The organism is Arthrobacter sp. DMZ02-1R (assembly GCF_057747935.1).
Genome location: NZ_CM173230.1, coordinates 1,417,572 through 1,442,569 on the forward strand (window position 1 = coordinate 1,417,572; position 24,998 = coordinate 1,442,569).

19 protein-coding genes are annotated in these 24,998 nt (G+C 64.7%); 14 read left to right on the forward strand and 5 right to left on the reverse strand.

Features of this window, described 5'->3' with window-relative positions:
* The first annotated feature begins 32 nt into the window (after positions 1-32).
* The 8 genes from hemQ (at position 33) to AC3ANQ_RS06945 (ending at position 8,703) form a co-directional block, all read left to right on the forward strand.
* Positions 33-734, forward strand: a complete 702-nt coding sequence (gene hemQ, locus AC3ANQ_RS06910; RefSeq protein WP_488304399.1) for a hydrogen peroxide-dependent heme synthase — start codon at positions 33-35, stop codon at positions 732-734.
* Between the two features lie 65 nt (positions 735-799).
* Entirely contained in the window at positions 800-1,975 is a 1,176-nt protein-coding gene (locus AC3ANQ_RS06915; RefSeq protein WP_488305273.1) for a ferrochelatase, read from the forward strand.
* Positions 1,972-2,976 carry a hydroxymethylbilane synthase gene (gene hemC / locus AC3ANQ_RS06920; protein WP_488304400.1) on the forward strand — a complete coding sequence of 335 codons (1,005 nt, stop codon included), beginning with the start codon at positions 1,972-1,974 and terminating at the stop codon, positions 2,974-2,976. Before AC3ANQ_RS06915 ends, hemC begins: the two co-directional genes overlap by 4 nt.
* A 19-nt stretch (positions 2,977-2,995) precedes the next feature.
* Positions 2,996-3,889, forward strand: a complete 894-nt coding sequence (locus AC3ANQ_RS06925; protein WP_488304401.1) for a uroporphyrinogen-III synthase — start codon at positions 2,996-2,998, stop codon at positions 3,887-3,889.
* Positions 3,886-4,866: a porphobilinogen synthase gene (gene hemB / locus AC3ANQ_RS06930; protein WP_488304402.1), complete on the forward strand. Its 981-nt coding sequence runs from the start codon at positions 3,886-3,888 to the stop codon at positions 4,864-4,866. Before AC3ANQ_RS06925 ends, hemB begins: the two co-directional genes overlap by 4 nt.
* A complete protein-coding gene (locus AC3ANQ_RS06935) occupies positions 4,866-5,942 on the forward strand; it encodes an LLM class flavin-dependent oxidoreductase (RefSeq protein ID WP_488304403.1) in 1,077 nt (358 codons plus the stop codon). Before hemB ends, AC3ANQ_RS06935 begins: the two co-directional genes overlap by 1 nt.
* A 64-nt stretch (positions 5,943-6,006) precedes the next feature.
* Positions 6,007-7,326: a glutamate-1-semialdehyde 2,1-aminomutase gene (hemL, locus tag AC3ANQ_RS06940; protein ID WP_488304404.1), complete on the forward strand. Its 1,320-nt coding sequence runs from the start codon at positions 6,007-6,009 to the stop codon at positions 7,324-7,326.
* Positions 7,327-7,419: 93 nt separating this feature from the next.
* A complete protein-coding gene (locus tag AC3ANQ_RS06945; protein ID WP_488304405.1) occupies positions 7,420-8,703 on the forward strand; it encodes a glycoside hydrolase family 3 N-terminal domain-containing protein in 1,284 nt (427 codons plus the stop codon).
* Positions 8,704-8,821: 118 nt separating this feature from the next.
* Here AC3ANQ_RS06945 and AC3ANQ_RS06950 read toward each other — a convergent pair whose 3' ends face one another.
* From AC3ANQ_RS06950 to AC3ANQ_RS06965, 4 genes are all read right to left on the reverse strand, one after another.
* Positions 8,822-9,559, reverse strand: a complete 738-nt coding sequence (locus tag AC3ANQ_RS06950; RefSeq protein WP_488304406.1) for an amino acid ABC transporter ATP-binding protein — start codon at positions 9,557-9,559, stop codon at positions 8,822-8,824.
* Positions 9,556-10,320, reverse strand: a complete 765-nt coding sequence (locus AC3ANQ_RS06955; protein WP_488304407.1) for an amino acid ABC transporter permease — start codon at positions 10,318-10,320, stop codon at positions 9,556-9,558. Before AC3ANQ_RS06955 ends, AC3ANQ_RS06950 begins: the two co-directional genes overlap by 4 nt.
* Positions 10,321-10,338: 18 nt before the next feature.
* Positions 10,339-11,292, reverse strand: a complete 954-nt coding sequence (locus tag AC3ANQ_RS06960) for a substrate-binding periplasmic protein (protein WP_488304408.1) — start codon at positions 11,290-11,292, stop codon at positions 10,339-10,341.
* A gap of 341 nt (positions 11,293-11,633) precedes the next feature.
* Positions 11,634-12,344, reverse strand: coding sequence for an exonuclease domain-containing protein (locus tag AC3ANQ_RS06965; RefSeq protein ID WP_488304409.1), 711 nt, complete (start codon positions 12,342-12,344; stop codon positions 11,634-11,636).
* A gap of 88 nt (positions 12,345-12,432) precedes the next feature.
* Between AC3ANQ_RS06965 and AC3ANQ_RS06970 the strand changes: the two genes are divergently transcribed.
* The 3 genes from AC3ANQ_RS06970 to AC3ANQ_RS06980 all read left to right on the forward strand — a co-directional run bounded on the left by AC3ANQ_RS06970 (position 12,433) and on the right by AC3ANQ_RS06980 (position 19,732).
* Positions 12,433-12,849 carry an MGMT family protein gene (locus tag AC3ANQ_RS06970; RefSeq protein WP_488304410.1) on the forward strand — a complete coding sequence of 139 codons (417 nt, stop codon included), beginning with the start codon at positions 12,433-12,435 and terminating at the stop codon, positions 12,847-12,849.
* 74 nt (positions 12,850-12,923) lie between these two features.
* Positions 12,924-16,187, forward strand: coding sequence for an ATP-dependent helicase (locus AC3ANQ_RS06975; RefSeq protein WP_488305274.1), 3,264 nt, complete (start codon positions 12,924-12,926; stop codon positions 16,185-16,187).
* Positions 16,184-19,732, forward strand: a complete 3,549-nt coding sequence (locus AC3ANQ_RS06980) for an ATP-dependent helicase (RefSeq protein WP_488304411.1) — start codon at positions 16,184-16,186, stop codon at positions 19,730-19,732. The genes AC3ANQ_RS06975 and AC3ANQ_RS06980 overlap by 4 nt, the downstream gene beginning before the upstream one ends.
* Positions 19,733-19,823: 91 nt before the next feature.
* On the opposite strand, the gene AC3ANQ_RS06985 is transcribed toward AC3ANQ_RS06980, so the two are convergent.
* Complete coding sequence (locus AC3ANQ_RS06985; RefSeq protein WP_488304412.1) at positions 19,824-21,089, reverse strand: macrolide 2'-phosphotransferase; 1,266 nt, start codon at positions 21,087-21,089, stop codon at positions 19,824-19,826.
* Positions 21,090-21,233: 144 nt separating this feature from the next.
* On the opposite strand from AC3ANQ_RS06985, the gene nudC reads away from it, so the two are divergent.
* From nudC to AC3ANQ_RS07000, 3 genes are read left to right on the forward strand one after another with little or no spacing between them, the layout of a single operon-like run.
* Positions 21,234-22,220 (forward strand): NAD(+) diphosphatase, encoded by a 987-nt coding sequence (nudC, locus tag AC3ANQ_RS06990; protein ID WP_488304413.1) that lies wholly within the window; start codon positions 21,234-21,236, stop codon positions 22,218-22,220.
* Positions 22,217-24,349, forward strand: a complete 2,133-nt coding sequence (locus AC3ANQ_RS06995) for an ATP-dependent DNA helicase UvrD2 (RefSeq protein WP_488304414.1) — start codon at positions 22,217-22,219, stop codon at positions 24,347-24,349. The genes nudC and AC3ANQ_RS06995 overlap by 4 nt, the downstream gene beginning before the upstream one ends.
* Positions 24,349-24,984, forward strand: a complete 636-nt coding sequence (locus tag AC3ANQ_RS07000) for a M48 metallopeptidase family protein (RefSeq protein WP_488304415.1) — start codon at positions 24,349-24,351, stop codon at positions 24,982-24,984. Before AC3ANQ_RS06995 ends, AC3ANQ_RS07000 begins: the two co-directional genes overlap by 1 nt.
* Positions 24,985-24,998 lie beyond the last annotated feature (14 nt).

The following is a 24,998-nucleotide window of genomic DNA, read 5'->3' on the forward strand; positions in this document are numbered from 1 at the left end:
ACTTAGCGGCATCCACGGGGCAGACTTGTACCATGAGCCACACTTCTGCCGAATCTGTCACTAAAACTGCCGAATCCGAAGAGCAGTTCTTTACGCTGTGGACCGTCTTCAAGCGGTCGGGCGATGTCCTGCGCAGCACCGATGCCGTCCAGGATTTCGAGCAGCTGGCTGCCAAGCTCGGCGAGGACGGCGTGGTCCTTCGCGGAAGCTACGACGTCTCCGCCATGCGTTCCGACGCCGACGTCATGGTGTGGCTCCACGGGGCCAAGCCCGAGGCCCTGCAGCAGGCCGTCCGTGACATCCGCCGCAGCGCGCTGTTCGCCGGCACCGAGATTGTCTGGTCCGCCATGGGCGTTCACCGTGAAGCCGAATTCGCCAAGAACCACGTTCCGGCCTACGCCCGCGGCGTCGAACCCAGCACTTGGCTGTGCGTCTACCCGTTCGTCCGTTCCTACGAGTGGTACATCCTGCCGGCCGAAGAGCGGGGCAAGATGCTGCGCGATCACGGCATGCTGGGCCGCGACTTCCCTCAGGTCATCTCCAACACCGTGTCCTCCTTCGCCTTGGGCGACTGGGAATGGATCCTCGGCTTGGAAGCGCCTGAGCTTGTTGACCTGGTTGACCTCATGCGCCACCTGCGGGCCACCGACGCCCGCAACCACGTGCGCGAAGAAATCCCGTTCTACACCGGCCGCCGGATCACCGCCGCGGAGATCGCCGAGGTCCTCGCGTGAGCGGCCGCCACTCCACCGGGCCAGCCAGCCTCACTGAGGTCAATGACGTCACCGAGGCCGGGCGCATGGCTCCCAAAGAGTACGACGCCGTTCTCCTCGCCTCCTTCGGCGGCCCTGAAGGCCAGGACGACGTCATTCCCTTCCTGCGCAATGTGACCCGTGGCCGCGGAATCCCGGACGAGCGCCTCGAAGAGGTGTCCCACCATTACCGTGCGTTTGGTGGCATCAGCCCCATCAACCAGCTAAACAGGGACCTGAAGGCCGCCCTCGAGGCAGAGCTTGCCGCCCGAGGAATCGGCCTTCCCGTGCTGTGGGGCAACCGCAACTGGGATCCCTACATTCCGCAGACGCTCCAGGAAGCCTACGACGCCGGCCACCGCAAGCTGCTGATGGTCACCACCAGTGCCTACTCCTGCTACTCCAGCTGCCGCCAGTACCGCGAGGACATCGGCATGGCGCTGACCGAGACCGGCCTTGACGGCAAACTCGAGGTGGACAAGATCCGCCAGTACTTCGACCACCCCGGCTTCGTCGAGCCTTTCGTGGAAGGAACCGCGGCGGGGCTTGCAGAAGTGCAGTCGAAACTCGCCGCAGCCGGTCTCGAGGACGCACCGATCCACATCCTGTTCGCAACCCACTCCATTCCAACCCGTGACGCCGAAGCCGCCGGGCGTTCGGACGCCGAGCCGCGCGAGTTCGAGCAGGACTCGGCCTACGTGGCCCAACACCTGGCCGCCGGCGCCGAGGTGGTTCGGCGGGTTGAAGCCGAATCCGGGCTCACCGCGCCGTGGTCCTTGGCGTATCAGTCCCGCTCAGGCGCTCCGCATGTTCCCTGGCTTGAGCCGGACATCAACGATGCCCTCGAGGAATTGGCCGGGCAGGGGATCAAGGGTGTTGTCATTGTTCCCCTCGGCTTCGTCTCCGACCACATGGAAGTCGTGTGGGACCTGGACAGGGAGGCACTGGAAACCTGCAAGAAATTCGGGCTCGCCGCCACCCGTGTTCCCACCCCGGGAACCCACCGCAAGTTCATATCCGGCCTGGTGGACCTCATCTGTGAGCGGACGGTAGCCAACAACATCGCCGATCGCCCGGCAATGACCGGATTGGGTCCGTGGTACGACGTCTGCCGGCCCGGTTGCTGCGCCAACTTCCGCGGCGAGAAGCCCACGATTGCGGGTGCAGACACCACCGTCGGGACCGGCCATGATGCCTACCCCGGAGGAGAAAGCGCGAAATGACCGTCCGGATCGGTACCCGCGCGAGCAAACTCGCGCTCACCCAGAGCCAGCAGGCAGCTGACCAGCTGGCCGCCATCGGGGGCTTTCCCGTGGAACTGGTGCGCATCAAGACCGAAGGCGATGTCCGGACGGGCTCCCTGTCCCAGATGGGCGGCACTGGCGTGTTCGTCGCCGCCCTTCGTGACGCGCTGTTGGCGAACGCGTGCGACGTCGCTGTGCACTCCTTGAAGGATCTCCCCACGGGTGCGGCTCCAGGACTCACCATTGCCGCAACGCCCAAGCGGGTCGACGTCCGGGACGCCTTGTGCGCCCGCGACGGCTTGAAGCTGTCGGATCTTCCGGAAGGTGCAAAGGTCGGCACCGGATCGCCGCGCCGCGCAGCGCAGTTGCGCGCCGCCCGTCCGGACCTTGACGTCGTGGACATCCGCGGCAACGTGGACACCCGGCTGGGCCGTGTTCCGGGGCTCGCCGGCAACGCGGTGGACGCCCCCGGCGATCTCGATGCCGTCGTCCTCGCCGCGGCGGGATTGGAGCGGATCAGCAGGCTCGACGTCGTGACTGAATTCTTCGAAACCGACGTCATGCTTCCCGCGCCGGGGCAGGGCTCGCTCGCGATCGAGTGCCGCACGGCGGATGCTCCCGGACAGGCCGGCTCGCTCGAAGGTTCCCAGGGCGCCCAGACTACCCAAAATGCCCTCGCTCAGGCCCTCGCCGCCCTGAACGACGAGGACACCCGCCTTGCCGTCACCGCGGAGCGCGCCGTATTGGCCCGCCTCGAAGCCGGTTGCGCTGCCCCGGTGGGCGCCTATGCCTACCGGAAGGGCAGCATGCTGTACTTGGAAGCCGTTGTCTGCGCCGTGGATGGGAGCAAAACCGTACGGGAGAAGAAAGCCACCGACGGCCTCACCGAGGTAGGCGCCACGTTGCTGGGAATCGAAGTCGCTGAGCTCCTGCTTGCTGCGGGTGCTGCGGACATCGCAGATCTTGCCGCTTCCCGATAACCGGAGCCAACAGGAGACCATGGGACGGCACAGCGCGGTGAAGTCAGGGCAGGCCCGGGCCCTTGAAGGCGCCCGGGTCCTTGTGACGCGCAGTCCGGACCGGGCAGCGCCGCTCGTCGCTGCCCTGCGGGAAGCTGGCGCCGAACCGCTCCTGCTTCCGTTGATCGACTTCGAGCGTGCCCGGGACCAGCATTCGCTCGAGGTCGCGCTGGACGGCCTCCGCGCAGGTGCATATGGCTGGCTCGTGGTCAGCAGCATCACCACGGTGCGCGCCCTGAAGGAAAAAGCGGCCGAACGTCGCATGGAGTTGAAGAAACTGATTCCGGACTCGGTCAGGGTCGCGACGATTGGTCCGTCGAGCAGGAGGGTCCTCGAAGCGGAGGGCATCCCCGTGGACCTCGCGCCGGAGGATGTCCAGTCTGCCGCGGGACTCGTCGCTGTTTGGCCCACAGGCTTTGTCAGTGTGCTGTTGCCGCAAGCGGACATCGCCGATGCGGTGCTGGCGGCGGGGATCGAAGCCAAGGGCGCCGTGGTTCAGGCCGTCACGGCCTACCACACCGTGGACTACCCGGCCGACCCCGAACGCCGGCTCACCGCTGCCTTGGTCGCGGCGAACGGCTGGCAAGCCGGGGCCGGATCAGGGGTCCCGGAGCTCAGTCCGGCAGCCGCCAGAGCCGAGCTCTCCAGCGGCCGGCTCCACGCCGTCGTCGCCGCCTCGCCCAGTGCAGCGCGCCGCATCCACGCCGCACTTGCACCGCTGAAGGACTGCCGCTTCATCGCGATCGGGCGCTCGACGGCGGCAGAGGCTGCCGCTCTCGGCCTCCCGGTTGCGGCAACCGCCAAGGAACCCACACCCGCCGGCATCGTGGCCGCCCTACGCACCGTACTCGCAACCGAAGGGAACGAAAGTTGAGCTTTCCAAACCACCGGCCCCGCCGGCTCCGCACCACCCCCGCCATGCGCCGGATGACGGCTGAACACCGGCTGGCGCCCGCGGACCTCATCCTGCCAGCCTTCATTCGCGAAGGACTCAGCGAGCCGGCTCCGATCACTTCCATGCCCGGCGTCGTGCAGCACACCACGGACTCGCTGAAGCGCGCCGCTTCAGAAGCCGTGGAACTCGGTGTCAGCGGAATTATGCTTTTCGGTGTTCCCGCAGTCCGTGATGCCCGCGGCACCGCTTCACTGGATCCGGACGGCGTGCTGAACAAGGCCATCCGCGATGTCCGCTCCGAAGTGGGCGATGACCTGGTGGTCATGGGCGACGTGTGCCTGGACGAGTTCACGGACCACGGCCACTGCGGGGTCCTCGACGCCAACGGTTACGTGGACAACGATGCCACGCTTGAGATCTACGCACAGATGGCCGTGGCGCAGGCCGACGCCGGTGCCCATGTCCTGGGACCGTCCGGGATGATGGATGGCCAGATCGCCGTGATTCGCCAGGCTTTGGAAGCTGCCGGACACCAGAACACCGCGGTCCTCGCGTACGCGGCGAAGTATGCCTCGGCATTCTACGGCCCATTCCGTGAGGCCGTGGATTCGCAGCTCAAGGGCGATCGCCGCACCTACCAGATGGATGCTGCCAACCGCCGGGAAGCCATCATTGAGGTGGAACTCGACCTCGAAGAGGGCGCGGACATGGTGATGGTCAAGCCGGCCATGAGCTACCTCGACATCCTGGCCGACGTCGCGGCCATGAGCCCTGTCCCCGTGGCGGCCTACCAAATTTCCGGTGAATACGCCATGATCGAAGCGGCTGCCGCGAACGGCTGGATTGACCGCCGCGGCGCCATCACAGAATCCGTGCTCGGCATCAAACGGGCCGGCGCCGACATGGTGCTGACGTACTGGGCCTCCGAGCTTGCCGGCTGGCTCAAGGAGTCCTGATGACCGGAACCGCTTCCACTCCCACGGCCCCGGTGGTTCCTAAGGAGATCCTCCTCGGACTGAACACCTTCGGTGACGCCGGATTGGACGCGGACGGCAACCCGAAACCGCACGCCCAGGTTTTGCGGGAGCTGCTGGTAGAAGCTGAACTGGCGGACGCCGTCGGGCTTCACGCCTTTGGCGTGGGGGAGCACCACCGCCGCGACTTCGCTGTCTCAGCGCCCGAGGTGTTCCTCGCGGCCGCAGCCGCCCGCACATCACGGATCAGGCTCGGTTCTGCTGTCACCGTGCTGAGTTCTGATGACCCCATCCGGGTCTTCCAACGGTTCTCCACCGTTGACGCGCTCTCCAACGGCCGGGCAGAAGTGATGCTGGGCCGGGGCTCCTTCGTGGAGTCCTTCCCGTTATTTGGCTTGGACTTGGCAGATTACGAAGTCTTGTTCGAGGAGAAGCTTGAACTGTTCGACAAGGTCCGGGCGCAAAAGCCCGTGTATTGGGAGGGCCGCACCCGGCCAAACGTGAACGGAATGAGCGTTTTTCCGCCGCTGGAACACCACTTGCTGCCAACGTGGATTGGTGTGGGCGGAACTCCTGAGTCGGTGCTGCGCTGCGCCCAATACGGCTATCCGATCATCTTCGCCATCATCGGTGGAGAGCCGCGCCGTTTTGCCCCGCTGGTGAACCTGTACCGCGAGGCAATGGGGAAATACGGACACCCCATGCAGCAGATCGCCACGCACTCGCCCGGCCACGTCGCTGCGACCGACGAGCAAGCCCGCGAAGAGTTGTTCCCGCACTGGTTGGCGCAGCGCAACCGGATCGGCGCTGAACGGGGTTGGGGCCCGGCCAGCAGGGGCGAGTTCGACGCCATGTGCGGTCCCGAAGGCGCCCTGTATGTCGGTTCCCCGGAAACCGTCGCCCGGAAAATCGTGCTGCTGAAGCAGAACCTCGGCGTGGACCGTTTTGACCTCAAATACAGCAACGGAACCCTGCCCCATGAATCCATGATGCGCTGCATCGAACTCTTCGGCACTGTGGTGGCCCCGCGGGTCGCTGAGCTGCTTGCCGGCGCCTGAACGCTCGCCTGAACCGCCGTTGCCGGCGTCTGAACCGTCCCGAATCCCTGAAAGAATGGAAACCATGACTTCAAACACCCCTGTCTCCGACCAGCTGTTCGACCGCGCCCGTTCGCTGATGCCCGGCGGCGTCAACTCCCCGGTGCGCGCCTTCGGCTCCGTGGGCGGTACCCCGAAGTTCATGGTCTCCGCACAGGGTCCCTACCTGACCGATGCGGATGGTCGCGAGTACGTAGACCTCGTGTGCTCTTGGGGTCCGGCATTGCTGGGCCACGCGCACCCGGCCGTGCTCGAAGCCGTCCACGCCGCCGTGGACCGTGGTTTGTCCTTTGGTGCTTCGACGCCGGATGAGGCAAACCTCGCCGCGATCGTCAAGGAGCGAGTTTCCGCCGTCGAACGAATCCGCATGGTGTCCACGGGTACGGAAGCCACGATGACCGCGGTGCGCTTGGCCCGCGGATTCACTGGACGCAACTTGATCGTGAAGTTCGCCGGCTGCTACCACGGCCACCTCGATGGACTCCTCGCCGCCGCCGGCTCGGGCCTCGCGACCATGGCGCTGCCCGGTTCGGCCGGCGTTACGGAAGCGGCCGCGGCCGAAACGCTCGTCCTCCCATACAACGACCTCGCCGCTGTGGAAGTCGCCTTCGCTGCGTACGGAAACAACATCGCGGCCGTCATCACCGAGGCTGCTCCTGCCAACATGGGCGTAGTCACGCCGAACGAAGGCTTCAACGCCGGGCTCTCCCGCATTACCCGCGAACACGGCGCTCTCTTGATCCTGGACGAGGTCCTCACCGGCTTCCGCACCGGCTATTCGGGCTACTGGGGCCTCACAGGCCGCCAGGAAGGCTGGGCGCCGGACCTGCTGACCTTCGGCAAGGTGATCGGCGGCGGCATGCCGACGGCGGCCCTTGGCGGACGGGGCGACGTGATGGACTACCTTGCGCCCCTTGGCCCGGTGTACCAGGCGGGTACCTTGTCCGGGAACCCCGTGGCGATGGCCGCCGGCGTCGCAACCCTGACGCACGCGACGCCCGAGGTCTACAGTTTCGTGGATGCCCGCTCGCTGGAACTCTCCGCGGCACTTTCATCGGCACTGGACACCGCCGGCGTGGACCACTCGATCCAGCGCGCAGGGAACCTTTTCTCCGTGGCCTTTGGTACATCCGCCAACGGTGTCCACAACTACACCGACGCGCAGGCCCAGGAGGTCTTCCGCTACGCGCCGTTCTTCCACTCCATGCTGGACTCGGGTGTCTACCTGCCGCCGTCGGTCTTCGAAGCGTGGTTCTTGTCCGCCGCGCACGACGACGCCGCGATGAACCGGATCTTCGACGCGCTGCCGGCCGCAGCCAAGGCAGCCGCTGAGGCGACTGCCTGACACGCGGCGTTTTTCCGATGTTTTGCAGCCTGCTCCGTGCCCGTACCGATGGGCCGGGAGCAGGCTGCAGGCAACGCTTGAATCGACAAGGCGATGATTCATCTGCTCAAGCCGTCCAGAATTTCAGTGCTTGTCCTCACAGCCCTGATGGCAGGGGTATTTGCAGGGATCGCGCGTTCCGATAGCCCGGACCGCGGTTTGTTGGCGGGCGGAGACTCACCCACGACGCTGCGTGCTCCGCAGGCCGCTCCGACGCCCGTGTTTTCCAACCCTCCGGCGGAGGGATCGCCGTCTGCTCCTGATTCCCCTGCTACGCCTACTGAGTTGCCGCCTCCTCCCCACCCGACGCCGGAGCAACGGCTTGCGGCCTTGACCCTGGAACAGAGAGTGGGGCAGTTGTTCATGGTGGCAGCCAAGGCCGACGGAGGCGATGCCAGCACGGTGGCTGAGCTCCTGAACAACCATGTGGGCAACATCTATCTGGCCGGACGCAGCCAGGCAGGCGTTGCTGCGACGGCGTCAGTGGTGGAAAAACTGAAGGCGGGCGTTTCGGCGGCTTCAACCCGTGGGTTGCCGCTGTTCGTCGCGACGGACCAGGAAGGCGGCTCCGTCCAAGTCCTCAGGGGACCCGGTTTCCTGCCTATTCCCGCAGCCTTGGACCAAGGCAAATCGAGCCCGGAACAATTACGCGCCGACGCGCGGAACTGGGGGGCCGAGCTGCTGCAGGCCGGAGTGAATGTTGACCTGGCACCGGTACTGGATACGGTTCCCAGCCCTGAGTTCGCTTCCTCGAATAAGCCCATTGGGGCGTTCCAGCGCGAGTACGGCTTCACCCCGGCCGCGGTGTCCGAGCACGGGAACGCAATGGCGGCCGGACTGCGGGACGCAGGGGTGGCGCCGGTGGTCAAGCATTTCCCTGGCATGGGACGCGTCAGCCTGAATACCGACGTGAGCGCCAACGTCCGCGACGCCGAAACCACCCGGACGGATCCCTACCTCGCTCCATTCAAAGCCGCGATTGACGGGGGGCTCCGGTGGGTCATGATTTCGAACGCCTACTACGACAAAATCGATCCCAACCACATGGCGCCGTTCTCACCCGTCATCATGCATACGATGTTGCGTGCAGACGCAGGGTTCACCGGAATCATCGTGTCCGATGACCTGTGCAACGCAGTGCAGCTGTCGCCTTGGAGCACGGGGGACAGGGCAACGAATTTCATCGCCGCGGGCGGCACCATGGTTTTGTGCGCAGATACGGCTTCCGTTCGGGTGATGTACGCCCAGGTCCTGCAACGGGCGCAGACCGATCCTGATTTCCGCAAAACGGTCGATGCCGCGGCCTTGACCGTTCTCCAGGTCAAGGCCGGGCAGTAGGCCGGACGGCAGTAGGCCGGACGGCAGTAGGCCGGACGCGAAAAACCCCGGCTTCTGGACGATTCACCACCACGTATGCGGGTGGTTCGCCTGGAAGCCGGGGATTCCTTGGTATGGCCTAGAGTACGTCCGAAAGGAAGCCCTTCAAACGGTCGGTTCGAGGCTCCGTGAAGAGCTGTTCGGGCGGTCCTGACTCCACGACGACGCCTGCATCCATGAACGTCACGGTGTCCGACACGTTCCTTGAGAAGCCCATCTCGTGGGTTACCACCACCATGGTCATGCCGCCTTTGGCCAGATCGGCCATGAGCGAGAGCACGCCCTTGACGAGTTCGGGGTCCAGGGCGGAAGTTGCCTCGTCGAAGAACATGACCTCGGGCTTCATGGCCAGCGCGCGGGCAATGGCCACACGCTGCTGCTGCCCACCGGAGAGATTGGCGGGCCGGGCATCGGCCTTTTGCTTGAGTCCTACGAGGTCCAGCTGTGCCAAGGCCTCCTCGCGTGCCTGCTCCTTGGACATACCGCGCAGCTTCCGCAAAGCCAGCGTGATATTTTCCGCCACGGTCTTGTGGGGGAACAGGTTGAACTGCTGGAAGACCATGCCGATCCGCCGCCGCAATTCATCCGGATTGTCCTTGAGCACCGAACGGCCATCGAGCAAGATGTCACCCTGCTCGGGTTCGATCAGCCGGTTCATGACCCGCAGAAGCGTGGATTTTCCCGAGCCGGAAGGGCCGATCACGGAAGCCGTGGTGCCCTTCTCGACGTGCAGGTCGATCCCGCGCAGGACATGGTTGGATCCGAACGACAGGTGGATGTTCTTTGCGGTCAGCGTTCCGGAAACGAACTCGCTCATACGTGGGCTCCCTTTCCAACGACGGCAGCTACCTCGTCCGGTTCTTTCTTCTCTGGCCGGCCCGAGCGAAGCCGCCGATCGATCCAGTTCACGAAGTGTGTCAACGGAATGGTCATGGCCGAGTAGAAGATTGCTGCAGCGACATACCCTGAGAGGTTGCCGCTGCGGGCTGCGGCGTCCTGGCCGATCTGAAAGAGTTCACGTTCGGAAGACATGAGCCCCAGGGTGAAGACGAGGGAAGACTCCTTGATGAGGGCGATGAACTGGTTGACGAGCGCCGGGAGGACGCGGCGGACGCCTTGGGGCACGACCACGAGACGCATGGCAGGGCCGTAGCCGAACCCTAACGCACGCGTCGCCTCAAGCTGGCCCTTGTCAACGCTTTGGATGCCGGACCGGAAGATCTCGCCGATGTAGGCTGCGGACATGAGCGACAGGGCGGCAATGCCCATGGGATAGGGGCTTGCGATACCGGTTAATTCTCGAACGATCGGACCAAATCCCAGACCTATCACGAGGATTGTGAGTACCGCGGGGAGCCCGCGGAACACGTCTGTGTAAATCCGCGCTACCCACCGGGCCACAGGATTGCGCGAGATCCCCATGAGGGCCAGCACCATGCCGAGCAGGGTCCCGATGATGCCGGAGATGGCGGCCAGCACAAGCGTGTTGGGCAGGCCAACGGCGAACATCGAAGGCAGGACCTCGCCGATCACCTTCCAGTTGAGGAAAGTTTCGGCGAGCTGGTTCAGGTAATCCATGTGGCGCCCGTCAGTCGATTACTTCGCGGGAATCTGGACGGCTTTGCTGCCGGGCTTCCAGCCTTCAGGCGTCTGCTCCTTGACCGTCGGGCGGTCCGTGTACCACTGTGCAGTGAGCTTGGACCAGGTGCCGTCGGCGATTACCGCATCCAGGGCGGTGTTGAGCGCATCGACGAGCGGCTGGTTTTCCTTGCTAACGGCGTAAGCGGTGAAGTTCTGGGTGTTCACGACCTTCTGGGCGATGGTTGTGCCGTCGCCCGCCTTGACTTGGCCCTCGGCCTGCTGCGACGGAGCAACCCAGACGTCTACCTGCCCGCTCTTCACGTTGGCGTAAACCGTGTTGTAGTCCGGGAAACGGACGGGCTCCAGCTTGAGGGTGTTAGTGACGTAGTCGTCCTGGACCGTGCCCTGGACAACACCAATGCGTACGCCCTGCTTGAGGTCGCCGAAGGTCTTGGCCTTTGCGCCTTCCTTGGTGACCATCGCCATGTAGCCGAAGTCGTAGCCGTTCGTGAAGGTGACGGTGTCGCGCCGGGCGTCAGTTGTGGAGATCGAAGAGGATCCGACATCGAATTGCTTGGTCTTGACCTGGGCTAGGAGGCTCTGGAACTTCGTTGACACGAACTCCACCTTCAGGCCGAGCTTGGCAGCCATGGCTTTGAGGAGCTCGTTGTCATAGCCGGTGAACTTGCCGTCCTTGTCGATGAAGATGTTCGGCGGGGCGTCCGAGAGCGTGCCGACCTTGATCGTGCCGTCGGTGATGAGGCCCAGCTTGGATTTGTCGATCTTGTCCAGCGGAGTGACGTCCTTGGTGGTGTACTTGTCCAGCGTCTTTTGGTCGCTGCCTTGGAGGGCGTCGGAGGGCGAGGCGCTGCCGGTGCTGCCCGCTCCGCCACCGCAGGCGGCCAGGGAGACGGCGAGGACTGCAGCCACAGGGACAGCAGAGAACCACTTCAGGGCTTTGATTTTCATCAAGCAAATCACTTTCATCGGGGAACACGCGTTCGTATCGAGACGGGCGGGGAACGCAGCCAAAGCAGGTTTGGGCCGCAATATCAGAACTCGACCCGCCAAACTTAATTATGTCATTCGTCTATTCAGCGATAAATTGACGACGATAAGACGTACGACTCCCGGAAAATCCGAATTAAATTCAGCATCGAATGGGATTTGTCCCTGAAGTGCCGCGTCCATCGGCATTAGGGGGAATCCGTGACTGACGTCCAGCTGGCATTCAGGCAACGAACGGCAATGTGACATGCATCCCATAATGCGGACGCTTGGAGAAGCGTCCAGTCCGTGGACCTAAGCCTTTAGAAATCTCCGCGGCTGGCATCTTCCGGGGGAAGCACCGGCCAATTGCCTTCAATGACAGCCGTTGGTTTGGTCCGACGGAGGTAGGTCTGGAAATCGGCCGCTTGGGCAGCCGCCCAATCAATCTGGAGGTGGTGCAGCTTGGAGGCGGGCATTTGCAGCTTGGGGAATTTGCCCGCCATGGCGTCGAGGACACGCAGGGTTGCTAGGGCGTCCGCGGCGGAGGTGTGGGCGTTATCGAGGTTCACGCCGTATTCCTCGCACAACGCTGTCAGGGTCCGCTTGCCCTTGCGGTACCGGTCAACCTGCTTGTTCATGACGTAGGGGTCAAGCACGGGGAAGCGGGTCAGTTGCGGCACGCCGTAGCGGGCGGATTCGGCGGCCAGGACCGTGAAGTCATAGCTCGCATTGAACGCAATGACCGGCACACCGTCGTCGAACAGTTCCTGCAGTGCGGCCGCAACTTCACGCGTGACGTCTGCGGCCGGGCGGCCCTCGGCCCTCGCCTTCTCCGTGGTGATGCCGTGGATTTCGCTGGCTTCCAAGGGGATCTCCACGCCAGGGTCCGCCAACCATTCGAGTTCCTTGATGACGCCGCCATCGTCATCCACGACCGTGACGGAAGCGGTGACGATCCTCGCGGAACGGGAGTTCCGTCCCGTGGTCTCAAGATCGAATGCGGCGCGGGGGAGGGTGTTCCAGGAGCTCATGCTTCAACGCTACCGGCGCCCTACGACAAGAACCGGACCGACACTCCTTCTGGGACGATGCGGCGGACGATGACGATACGCTGGTGGCATGCGAATGGAGTTTGTGACGGCGGTGCTGGCCGTCGTGGACCTCATGCCGCCTGGGGTTGCGGTGTCCTATGGGGATGTTGCCGAGCTTCTGGGCTCCGGCGGTCCGCGGCAGATCGGATCCGTCATGAGCCACCACGGGAGCGCCGTGGCCTGGTGGCGCGTCCTTCGCGCCAGCGGCGAGGCTCCGCCGGGCCTTGAGGCGGAGGCGCTGCGCCACTACTTGGACGAGGGAACGCCGCTCCACGGCGCCTACGCAGAGTATCTGCGGACTGGCGAGGGCCGGTGGCGGGTTAACCTCGGCTTGGCCCGGTGGGCTCCGACGGGTCAGGATTTCGACAGTATCGATGTGATCTCTGGGCAACTCGAGCGTCAGCTCCATAAATTGTCAGTGCCCGATGATGAAATGACTGAGTGAGTCCAACACCGACCCCGCAGGCAGCAACACAGCAAGCAGCAACACGGCAAACACCGCGGCAGTCCTCTGCGCGGTTGCGCCTGCTTCCGCCGCGTGAAGTCCATTACGCAGCACCGACGTTGTCGGCTGACCAGGCCGCCGTCGTCGAACTTCCGCTCGGATCCGGGCCGGTGTTGGTGCCGGGGGCACCGGGCACAGGGAAGTCCACTGTGCTGGTGGAGGCTGCTGTCCGGCGCGTGCTGCGCGATGGCGTGGATCCCGAACGGATCCTGATCCTGGCGCCCGGCCGGCATGCGGCGTCGGCCTTGCGGGACACCTTTACGGGGCGGCTGGACCGCAGTTTGAGTACGACGCCGGCACGCACCTGGGCGTCATACGCCTTCGATCTGATCCGGCGAGCCAAAGCCGAGGGCGTGCTGCCGCTGCAGCGGCCGCCCAAGTTGCTTTCGGGGCCGGAACAGGACCTCATCATCAAGGAATTGCTGGAGGGGCACGCCAAGCCGGGCTTTGAACTTCCGTGGCCCCAGGATTTGTCTGCGGCGTTGCCGACGCGGGGCTTCCGGCAGGAGGTCCGCCAGCTTTTTGACCGCATCATTGAATCCGGCCGCACTGCGGAAGACCTGACGGCGCTCGCCTACGAATGCGGCCGGCCGGACTGGATTGCTGCCGCGGACCTGTATGCGGAATACCGCGACGTCCTGGATCTGCGGATGCCAGAGGCCTTTGACCCGGCGGGAATCATTACCGCGGCGCGCCAGATCTTCCAGGATTCCCCCGGATTTTTGGCGGCCGAGCGTGAACGGCTGCAATTGATCCTGGTGGACGACATCCAAGAGGCAAATCCTGCAGTGTTCGAACTGCTCGCGGACATCGCAGAAGGCAAGGATGTTCTGGTGACGTCCTCCCCGGACACAGTGGTCCAGGGGTTTCGCGGTGCCCGTCCCGATCTTGTCGCCGAATTGCCCCAACTGCTCGGGGGCACAGCCTTCGGAGGCCTTGCGGGTACCGTACGGGAGCTTCCTCTGCGGCACACCCACCGGCACCTCCCTGAGGTCGCGAAAGCGTGGACGGGGGTGGCTGCGCGTATCTCGCAGCGCGCGGGAGGCCAGTTGGCCCGGCGTCTGGATCCGCTGCCTGCGCAAGCTGGCCCGCAGCCTGTGGGCCGCGTGGAGGCACATGTCCTTCCCTCCGCAGTCCACGAATTGCGCTACGTGGCCCAACGCATCCTTGAAGCGCAGCTACGTGAGAACCACGAGTTCGGCGACATCGCGGTGATTGTGCGCAACGGTGGGCAATTGGCGCAATTGCAACGCTATCTAAGCGGTCAAGGAATCCCCGTCCGCGTGCCCGTCGCGGATTCAGCTGTCCGCGATGAAGTGGCTGTTCGTCCCCTGCTTGAGGTGTACGGCGTGGTGCTGGACGCCGCCAAGCTGACGCCTGAGTCTGCCGTCTCGCTACTCACGTCGAGGATCGGCGGGGCTACCGCCATCGAGCTGCGCCGCCTGCGGCAATCCCTGCGCAGGGAGGAACTGCTGGGCGGCGGTGGACGGTCCAGTGACGCGTTGCTCGTTGAAGCGTTGCTGGAGCCTGGGGCGCTGGGTTCGTTGGGTATCGAGGGCAGCTCGGCACGGCGCTTGGCCCGCATGATCGCGGCAGGACGTCTCGCTTCCGCCGAACCCGGAGCCAACGCTGAAACGGTGTTGTGGGCGTTGTGGCAAGCCACCGGGCTGGCCTCGCGCTGGACGGAAATGGCGCTCGACGGCGGCGCCGCCGGCGCCCGCGCGGACCGGGACCTTGACGCCATGATGGCTCTGTTCCACACCGCCGAGCGTTATGTTGACCAGCTCCCCGGTTCCGGTCCCGAACAGTTCCTGGAGTATCTGCTCAGCCAGGAACTCCCCATGGACACCCTTGCCGCCAGGGCGCAGTTGGAGGATGCGGTGGAGCTCATGACGCCGGCCAGCGCGGCCGGGCGGGAATGGTCCGTGGTCATTGTCGCGGGCCTGCAGGAAGGCGTCTGGCCAAACACCAGGCTCCGGGGCGAACTCCTCGGCAGTACGTTATTTGCCGATGCTATCGAGCACGGGGTTGAACACGCCTTGCAACGGGGTCCCCTCAGCAGGCTGCGGGACATCCGCTATGACGAACTTCGCAGCTTCTCCACAGCCGTTTCACGTGCACGGGAAGTCCTCATCTGCACAGCTGTTTCGTCTGAAGATGAGCAGCAATCGGCCTTTCTTGACTACGTGGCGCCCCTTGAGCCGGGACAGTACCAACGCGAGTACACACCCGTAGGCCGTCCCATGACCCTTCGTGCCTTGGTGGCCGAGCTGAGGCAGCGCGTTCAGCCGGACGATGCCGCGCTTGCCCGCCCCGGCGCGGCCGGGGAGGCCGCGGAAGCGGCCCGAGTCCTGGCTCACCTTGCCACAGCGGAGCCTGCGGTGCCGGGCGCGCATCCGGATTCCTGGTGGGGATTGGCGCCGCTCAGCAGCGAAGAACCGGTGGTCCCGCAAGGAGGCACTGTGTTCGTTTCTCCGTCCAAGGTGGAGACCGTACACAAATCGCCGTTGGATTGGTTTGTCCAGGCAGCGGGTGGCGAACCCGCCACGGACTTTGCCCGTAGCCTTGGCACCTTGGTCCATGCGATTGCCCAGGAGCTGCCCGATGCCTCCGGCGCTGAGTACGTCGCGGAACTTGTGCGTCGCTGGCCGACCCTTGGCATGAAGGACAACTGGGAGGGCAGGCTGGACTTCCAGCGTGCAGAACAGATGGTCCGGAAGCTTGCCCAATATGTCCTTGTCATGCGGAGCGAAGGCCGAAGCCTGGCCGGGGTCGAAGTAGACTTCGACGTTCCCCTGCCGGAGGCGCGGCTCGATCCCTCTTCCGAGGATTCCGATGCTGTCCGGAACGCTGTGCTTCGGGGGCAAGTGGATCGCTTGGAAATAGATGCCGAAGGCAGGCTGGTGGTTGTTGACCTCAAGACGGGCAAGCGCCAGCCGGGCAAAACCGAACTTGCGCGGCACCCGCAGCTGGGCGCGTATCAGGCGGCGGTGCTGCACGGCGGATTCGAGGGCCTGCCCGTTCCCGGGCTTGTTCCAGGCGGCGCCGTTCTGGCACAGCTTGGGACCAAGACGAAGACGCCGGCAATCCAAGTGCAGGAACCTCTGGACCCGGGAGATAACTGGGCACAGGACCTTGTCAGCGAGGCCGCTGTACTCATGGCCGGAGCTACCTTCGAGGCCCGTCACGATCCCTCAAAAGGCAGCCACGGGGGCCACGGTTGCCGTCTGCCCGATATTTGCCCATTGTGCTCCAGGGGAAAGCAGGTCACCGAATGACCATCCAAACACTCGCCGGTATCGAGGCTGAAGAGACTGCCGAAGATGCCCCGGCGCTGCCCGAACCTCGATTCTCGCCCGGCGAATTGGCCGATATCCTCGGCGAACGGAACCGTCCGACGGAAGAGCAATCCGCCATTATTGCGTCCCCGTTGACCCCACGGCTGGTCATCGCCGGCGCGGGATCCGGGAAGACTGCAACCATGGCGGATCGCGTTGTATGGCTCGTGGCCAACGGATGGGTCCGCCCCGAAGAGGTCCTGGGCGTCACCTTCACTCGGAAGGCCGCAGGGGAGCTGGCAAGCCGCATCCGCGCCAAATTGGCAACACTGCAACGCATAGCGTCGTCGGATAGCGGGCACTACGGTTTCCCGGAGGGAGTTGCCGGCTCCGACGAACTTGAACCCAAGGTGTCCACCTACCACTCCTACGCCAGCGGGATTGTGGCCGACTACGGCCTCCGGCTGGGAATCGAACGCGATGTGGTGCTGCTGGGAGGCGCCCAGGCCTGGCAGCTTGCCAGTGAGGTGGTTGAAGCATACGACGGCGATTACGAGCACTTCACAGCTGCCAAGTCCACGTTGGTGAATGCCGTGATGCAGTTGGCCGGCGAGTGCGCCGAGCATTTGCGGGAACCCGCCGAAGTTCAGCGCTGGTTGATGGAGCGGGTGTCCGAGTTCGCTCATTTGCCTTATGTGGACGGGGCGAAAAAGAACCCCACCCAAGCCGCCGGCGATCTCGGCGCCATGTTGCGTACCAGGGCCAGCGTCGCGGACATGGTGGGGCGTTACCAAATGGCCAAGAGGAACCGGGGGGTCCTGGACTTCGGCGACCTCGTAGCGCTCGCCGCCAAGATCGCCCAGGACATACCCTTGGCGGCCGCTACAGAGCGGGCCCGCTACAAGGTGGTGCTGCTTGATGAATTCCAGGACACCTCGCACGCCCAGCTGGTGCTGTTCTCCCGCCTGTTCGGGGGAGGGCATGCCGTCACGGCGGTGGGGGATCCCAACCAGTCAATCTATGGGTTCAGGGGCGCCTCGGCCGGCCAGCTGTTCCACTTCGTGCAGGAGTTCCCCGTGCGCGTGGAGGACAGCTTCGGAACCGCTTCCTTTGCCACTGCCCCCACTTCATGTCTGACAACCGCGTGGCGGAACGGGCGCAACATCCTGGCCGCGGCCAACGTCATCTCCGCCCCGCTCAACAAGGCCGCCGCGAGTGAGGGAGCCCCGGGCTCGAGGGCCGAAGACAGCTCTGTGGCAGTACCTCCGTTGCAGCCCAGCCCAGCGGCTGTGGACGGCAGCGTCGTACTCGGGCGCTTTGCCACGGACGAAGACGAGGCCGCTGCCATTGCCCGGGACGTCCGCCGCTACCGGCGCACGGTCTTCGAAACGGCGGCTGATGGTGCACCCGTCTCGCCCACCATGGCAGTGCTTTGCCGCCGCCGGGCACAGATGGAGTGCTTGCGGCGTGAATTCGAGGTCCAAGGGATCCCGTACGAAATAGTCGGCCTCGGCGGGCTCCTCGACACCCCTGAAGTAGTGGACCTCGTGGCTGCGCTCCGGGTCCTGGCCGATCCCGGCCGCTCGGACGCCCTGATGCGTCTGCTGGCAGGAGCCCGTTGGCGCATCGGTACTTCCGACCTCATCGCATTCCGCGACTGGTCCCAGTTCCTGGCGCGACGGCGCTCCCAAGGCGGCACTGGGGCCGACGGCGTGGACGACGATGCCTCGGGGGCGGACGAAGGCCTGGCGGAGACCGTGGTGGAGAGCGACATCACGGATGCCGCGAGCCTTGTGGAAGCACTGGACTTCTTGCCACGACCGGGATGGACCTCACGTCACGGCCGCTCCCTCAGCGCCCCGGCTTTGGAACGTCTTGGCCGCTTGTCCGCAGAACTTCGGAACCTCCGTGGGTTCATTGGGGATGATCTCACCACCCTCCTTGGCGAGGTGGAGCGTGCGATGCTGCTGGACATTGAGGTCGCAGCGAAGCCCGGCACGAGTATCCATCAGGCTCGCCGGAACCTGGACGCATTCCACGACGCGGCTGCGAGCTTCCTGCACACTTCCCAGCGCGTGGATCTGTTGGCCTTCCTGGGCTGGCTAGAAGCTGCCTCCGCGGAAGAGGGCGGCCTGGACATGGCCGACGCCGAGGTGAACCATGAGGCCGTGCAACTGCTGACGGTCCACGCCTCCAAAGGGTTGGAATGGGACGTTGTCTTTGTGCCCGGGCTCAACGCCGGGGCCTTCCCGAGCAGCCGCGACTCGCGATGGAGCAGCGGCACCGCAGCCCTGCCATGGCCCCTCCGCGGAGACCGGGCCGACCTCCCGCAATGGGATCTGGACCAACCGGACCAGAAAGGCTGGCTGGATGCCGAAAAGGACTTCAAATCAGAGGTTCAGCACCATGGCGAGGCTGAAGAACGGCGACTCGCCTACGTTGCCTACACGCGTGCAAAGTTCGTCCTGTGGGCATCGAGCGCCGCATGGAACGGTTCCCGGGCAGGGATTGCAGAGACGTCTCCCTTTCTTGCTGAGTTGGCATGTCTGGCTGACCAGGTAAGCGACGGCACCAGTGGTGCATCCGCCGCCGTCATTCACCCGCAGTCGCTCAGTGAAGACGCACTGCCTGCTGAGAGCCCCCTGACGGTCGGCACAGAAGTGGCGCTCTTCCCCTATGATCCGCTCGAAGGTCCCAGTGATCCCCGCACGGGAAAACGGCTCCGGTTGGTACCGGGCCGCCGGGCTGCCATGGATGCCGCGGCAACCCGGGTCAGGGAAGCCATTGAGGGGCTCCGGGCGGATTCGGCGATCGTCATCGAGGCCCCGTTGGCTAGTGCTCCGTCCCGCCCGTCCGTTAAACAGCTCCGAGGCGCGGCCGCTGGCTGGGCGGCCGAGGCAAGGCTGTTGCTGGAACGGCAGTTGCGACGCAAGCCGGTCCAGGACGTCCATTTGCCGGGGCATATCTCGGCATCCATGTTCGTCGATCTCGGAGATGATACTGCTGCCGTCCTGGCCCAGCTCCGGCGGCCCGTGCCGCGGCAACCTGGGATCTCGGCCCGGAAGGGCACCGCGTTCCATTCATGGGTGGAGGAGTACTTCGGAACCACCGGCATGCTGGACCTCGACGAGGCACCCGGTTCTGACTCGCACATCGACGAGGCCTATGGTCTTGACGACATGGTGGCAACGTTTGTTACCTCCGAATGGGCACACCGTGCCCCTGCCTTCATCGAGGTCCCGGTCGAGACACGGATTGGAGACGTGGTTGTTCGTGGCCGGATCGACGCCGTTTTTCAGGGGGCGGACGGTACCTGGGAACTGGTGGACTGGAAGACGGGCAAGCGACCGGCCGGCCGGCAGCTTAAGACCCGCGCCGTTCAGCTTGCCGTGTACAGGCTGGCGTGGGCGCGGCTCAAGGGCGTGCCGTTGGAGCGGGTCAGCGCAGCGTTTTACTACGTAGCCGACGACGCCGTTGTGAGGCCCCACGATTTGGGCACCGCGGTTGAACTGGAGAACATCATCGCTTCCGCGCTAGGCAGCTGAGAACGCTAGGCAGCTGGGAACGCTAGGCAGCTGGGAACGCTAGGCAGCTGGGAACGCTAGGCTGCTGAGAACGCCCTGCCGTGAAAACCGACTAGCGGTCCTTGGCATCCTGCAAAGGAGCGGGATCCACTACCTGGAGGGCCTTCGTCGAGGTGTCGTCTGATTCGGACGGCGGCTCCGGCGTCGAGCCAGCCCTTTTGCCTGAAACCACCACAAGCTCTGAAGCGGCCTCGTCTCCGGCAGCATTATCCAGCGTGGCCTTGTCCACAGCGGCTTCGTCCAAAGGCTGAACAGTGACTGGAGGCGTCGTGGCGGCTGTTTCCGGATTGTCCGTTTGAACCGTTTCCGGGATAGCCGTCACGCTCACCGCGGGCTTCGCCGGACCATCGTCGGAAGCGGCAAGCTCCGCAGCTGCAGCCTCGGCCTCCTCGGCGGCCAACGCGTTTTGTTCATCAATGTCGTCGGCGAGGGATCTGAGCATGCCCTCGGCCTCGCCCGTCATTTCACTGTGCCCCGCCGCCATGGCCTTGACGAGATACTGGGCCAGGGCGAATTCGGCGAGCAGCGCCGAGCGACGCAGCAGGTGTGCATCCGGCGTGTCCCGTCGGGCTTCCGTGTAGTGCCGTAGGACGGACTCTACAAACCTCTGTTCGTTTGACGCCACGAGCCAGGCGAAGTCATCGGCCGGATCGCCGATGCGCAGATCGGTCCACCCTGTCAGGGCGGTGACGCTGTCGCCGTCGATCAGCAGATTGTCTTCATGGAGATCGCCGTGGACCACGCACGGATTGAAGCGCCACAGCGCCACGTCCTCAAGTGCGTGCTCCCAGCGACGAAGCAGGGAGGGCGGAATCTTGCCAGTGGTGGCGGCCTGGTCCAACTCATTCAGCTTGCGCTGGCGGAATTCGTTCGCCGTGTAGCTGGGAAGATCGGCGTTGTTGACGAGCGATTGGGGGAGGTCGTGGACCGCTGCCAGTGCCGTACCGATCTCCTTGGCCAATGCATCATTGCAGCTGGATAGCTCTTCGATGCTGCGCGTGGCCCCGGCCAAGTGGGCGTAGACAAAAGTGCTCAGCGCCCCTTGGCGTACCGTTCCGGCCACTGTGGGCATCAGAAAGGGCAGCTCGGCCCGGATCGCCGGGGCAAAGGCCCGCAGGACCATGAATTCGGTCTCCAGCCGGGCGCTGGCTTCCGGATGGCGCGGTGAACGGACGCGCCAACGCTTGCCCTCCGAGTCCAGCAGAAGCGCCGAATCGAAATCGGCAGCATCATCCGGGGCGGAGGCGGCAGCCGTCGGCGTCAGGCCGGGCACCGCCGCGGTTGCTACAGCGGCCAGTTCGAACGGTGTTCTTCTCACGTATTCCAAGGTAGATTGACTAGCGCCTATGGGAGCGATGCAGCGCGGCGAGTCTTGAGATCCGCGTGAAAACAGCGTTCAGGGAGCGTGCCTCCAAGATGAATCCAAATGTCATTTGTCGGTGCGAGTCAGTACGGTAGGTACATGAGTTTCACCGAGTTCCCGGCACCGGCAAACCACCTTATCGATACCGTTCTTCCGGTGCGTCCTGCCTTGGTGGACCGGGGATCGGCCGAGCGCTTGACGCCAGGCATGCTTGACAAAGTGATCTCTTCGGGCGGCGCCAAGGCCATGGTGCTGTCGCAACGCCAAGCTCTCGCTGTGGGTGACAAGCTGTGGCTGGGCGATGCTGCGCCGCTCTTTGAAAGTCTCCAGGCGGCCAGCGGACCGCTCACTGCCATTTATCTCGGCCGGACACTCGCACCTTCCTCTGTCCCGGAGCGAACACCGATCGTCCTCTTCGTGCCCGGCGAGCCGGCCGCCCCCGGAACTGCGGGACTTCCGGCCGATGGCATCTGGACGGGGTTTCGGGAGATCGCTGCCCGCCTCGATGCCACGGAAACCGCTTTGTTCGTTGAGGCCAGCGCCATTTCCAATTGGCATGCCACCCATACACATTGCCCGCAATGCGGTAACCCTACGGTCATCGAGGCCGGGGGCTGGGTGCGTCGATGCCCGCGGGACAATTCGGAACACTATCCCCGGACGGATCCGGCCATCATCGTCACGGTCGTCGGTTCCGACGGCAGGCTGCTTCTGGGAGGAGGCGGGCCGGCGGACGCGAAGAACTACTCCACGCTGGCTGGCTTCGTTGAGCCGGGAGAGTCGCTTGAACAGGCCGTGGTGCGGGAAATCGGGGAAGAGGTAGGTGTGCGGGTCACCGCTTGCCAGTACCTAGGTTCCCAGTCGTGGCCGTTTCCGGCCTCGCTCATGCTTGGGTTTACGGCAACAACGGACGACGTCGAAGCCCGGCCCGACGGCGTCGAGGTCACCCGGGCGCGCTGGTTCAGCCGTGCAGAACTCCAGGCCGCTGTGCTCAGCGGCGAGATTACGATCTCCACGCGGCTCTCGATTGCGCGTTCCCTGATCGAGCACTGGTACGGCGGCGTCATCGAGGACCTCCAGCCGTGACGGAGGCTATTCCCAGCGACACCGTTTCACTCGAGGACCGGATACTCGGTGGTCTTGACGCCGAGCAGCGGGAAGTCGCCAGCAACCTCAAAGGGCCCATGTGCGTCCTTGCCGGAGCCGGAACAGGGAAAACCCGGGCCATCACGCACCGGATCGCATACGGCGTCCATTCCGGTGTCTACAGCCCCCAGCGACTCTTGGCCGTCACGTTCACTTCCCGCGCCGCCGCCGAAATGCGCAGCCGGCTGCGGGATCTCGGCGTCGGAAACGTCCAAGCGCGCACTTTTCACGCCGCCGCGCTCAGGCAATTGCAGTTCTTCTGGCCCCAAGCGATCGGCGGTGTCCTGCCAAACTTGCTTGACCACAAAGCCAACATCATCGCCGAAGCCGCCCGTCGCCTCCGGCTCAGTACTGATCGAGCCTCCATCCGTGACCTTGCGGCCGAGATCGAATGGGCCAAGGTTTCCATGCTGACGCCGGCCAACTACCTTGAAAACGCCCACGGACGAGGCACCCCGGGCGGCTTCGACCTCACCGCCGTCGCGCGGGTCTTCCAGTCCTACGAGGACGTGAAGACGGACCGGAACGTCATCGACTTCGAGGACGTCCTGTTGATCACGGTCGGCATCCTGCAGGAAGACCCCAAAGTGGCGGCCACAGTCCGTGAACAGTACCGGCACTTTGTGGTGGACGAGTACCAGGACGTTTCGCCGCTGCAACAGCGGCTCCTGGAGCTGTGGCTTGGTGGCCGCGACGAACTCTGCGTGGTGGGCGACGCCAGCCAGACCATCTACTCCTTCACGGGTGCCTCTCCGAAGCATCTCCTTGGCTTCAAGGGGCAGTACCCCTCGGCCACAGTCGTGAAGCTGGTCCGTGACTATCGCTCCACGCCGCAGGTGGTGAAGCTGGCCAATGATCTCCTCGGATCCCGGCGGAGCGGTGGAACGGTGGCCGATGCTGCTTGGGCAAAGCCCCTACAGTTGGTGGCGCAGCGTCCAACTGGACCCGAGCCACGGTTCATGGAATGCCCCGATGACGAGGCAGAGGCCGCGGTGGTCGCCGGCCGGATTCGGGAGCTGATCGACGCCGGCACCAAGGCGAGCGAGATCGCTGTGCTCTTCCGCACCAACGGACAGTCGGAAGCCTATGAACAAGCCCTCGCTTCGGCGGGCATTGGTTACCAGTTGCGGGGCGGTGAGCGCTTCTTCGCGCGCAAGGAAGTTCGGGATGCCATCCTCCAGTTGCGCGCTGCCACGCGGGCAGTTGCCGAGGAGTCCACCAAAGAACCCCTCGGCCAGCTGGTCCGGGACATTGTGGCCTCGCTCGGCTACACGGATGCCGCCCCCCACAGCGGCGGGGCCCTGCGCGAACGCTGGGAGTCGCTGGCAGCTCTGGTGGCGCTCGCGGACGAACTTGCTATCAGTCGCGGGCCGGAATTCACGCTGATGGAATTCGTCAACGAACTCCAGGAACGTTCAGTGGCCCAGCACGCGCCGACGGTCCAAGGCGTGACCCTCGCTTCACTCCACGCGGCAAAGGGTTTGGAGTGGGATGCCGTGTTCCTGGTGGGCTTGAGTGAGGGCCTCATGCCGATTTCCTTCGCCGACACTCCCGAGAGCGTGGACGAGGAACGCCGCCTGCTCTACGTCGGGATCACCCGGGCACGCGAGCATTTGACGCTTTCCTGGTCCACGGCCCGCACCCCTGGGGGCCGGGCCAACCGCAAGCCTTCGCGCTTCCTCGACGGGCTGCGCCCGGATTCGGTGCTCGGAGCCAGCGCCCGCAGCCGCGCCATCCCGCGGCGCAAAGCGGCAGCACTGGCGTCGTGCAGGGTCTGCGGAACAATGCTCGCTACCGGCGCCGAGCGCAAAGTGGGTCGCTGCAGCCAATGCCCGCCCACGTATGAGGAACAGACATTTGAGGCTTTGCGGCAATGGCGCAAGGACGAGGCATTGAGCAACGAGGTTCCCGCCTACGTGGTCTTCACCGACGCGACGTTGACTGCCATCGCCGAGGCTCGGCCTGCCTCGCTTGAGGAACTGGCGAAGCTAGCCGGTGTGGGTCCTTCCAAGCTGGAAAAGTATGGCGAAGCCGTGCTTGCGGTCTTGGTCGAGAACGGGTCTGCCTAGTGCCGCGGGTCGCGGGCCAGCCCGCTTTGCCGCTGACCACCGACGACGGTGCGCCCGTCGTCGTTCGACGCTCGGCGCGCCGCCGCCGAACTGTGGCGGCTTTCTGGGAGGACGGGAACGCGATTGTTGCGATCCCTGCCCACTTCACGAAGGCACAAGAGAGCGAATGGGTCCGGCGGATGCTGGAAAAGCTCAAACGCCAGGGGGAGAGGCGGACCCAAGGTGCCGGCAGGAGGCGTCCCGCCGGCGATGCCGCCCTCGCCGTTCATGCCTCGGAGCTGTCATCAAAGTATCTGGGCGGTCGTGCCATCCCGACGTCGGTCCGCTGGGTCAGCAACCAGAAGTCACGGTGGGGTTCAGCTACTCCGGCGGACGGGACCATCCGGTTGTCGGACAAGCTCCAGGCTATGCCGCAGTGGGTTATCGACTACGTGTTGCTCCACGAACTCGCGCATCTTCTGGTGGCCGGACATAACGCCGCTTTTTGGCGATTGTTGGAGGCATACCCTGAGACGCAGCGGGCCAAAGCCTTCCTGGAGGGCGTCGCCTTTGCGACGTCGCGGGGTCTCGGTCCGGATGACAATGGCGCCGACCCGCCAGCCCGGGACTGGGACGCCGAGGCTGACGCCGACTAAATGCTGCTGGGAGC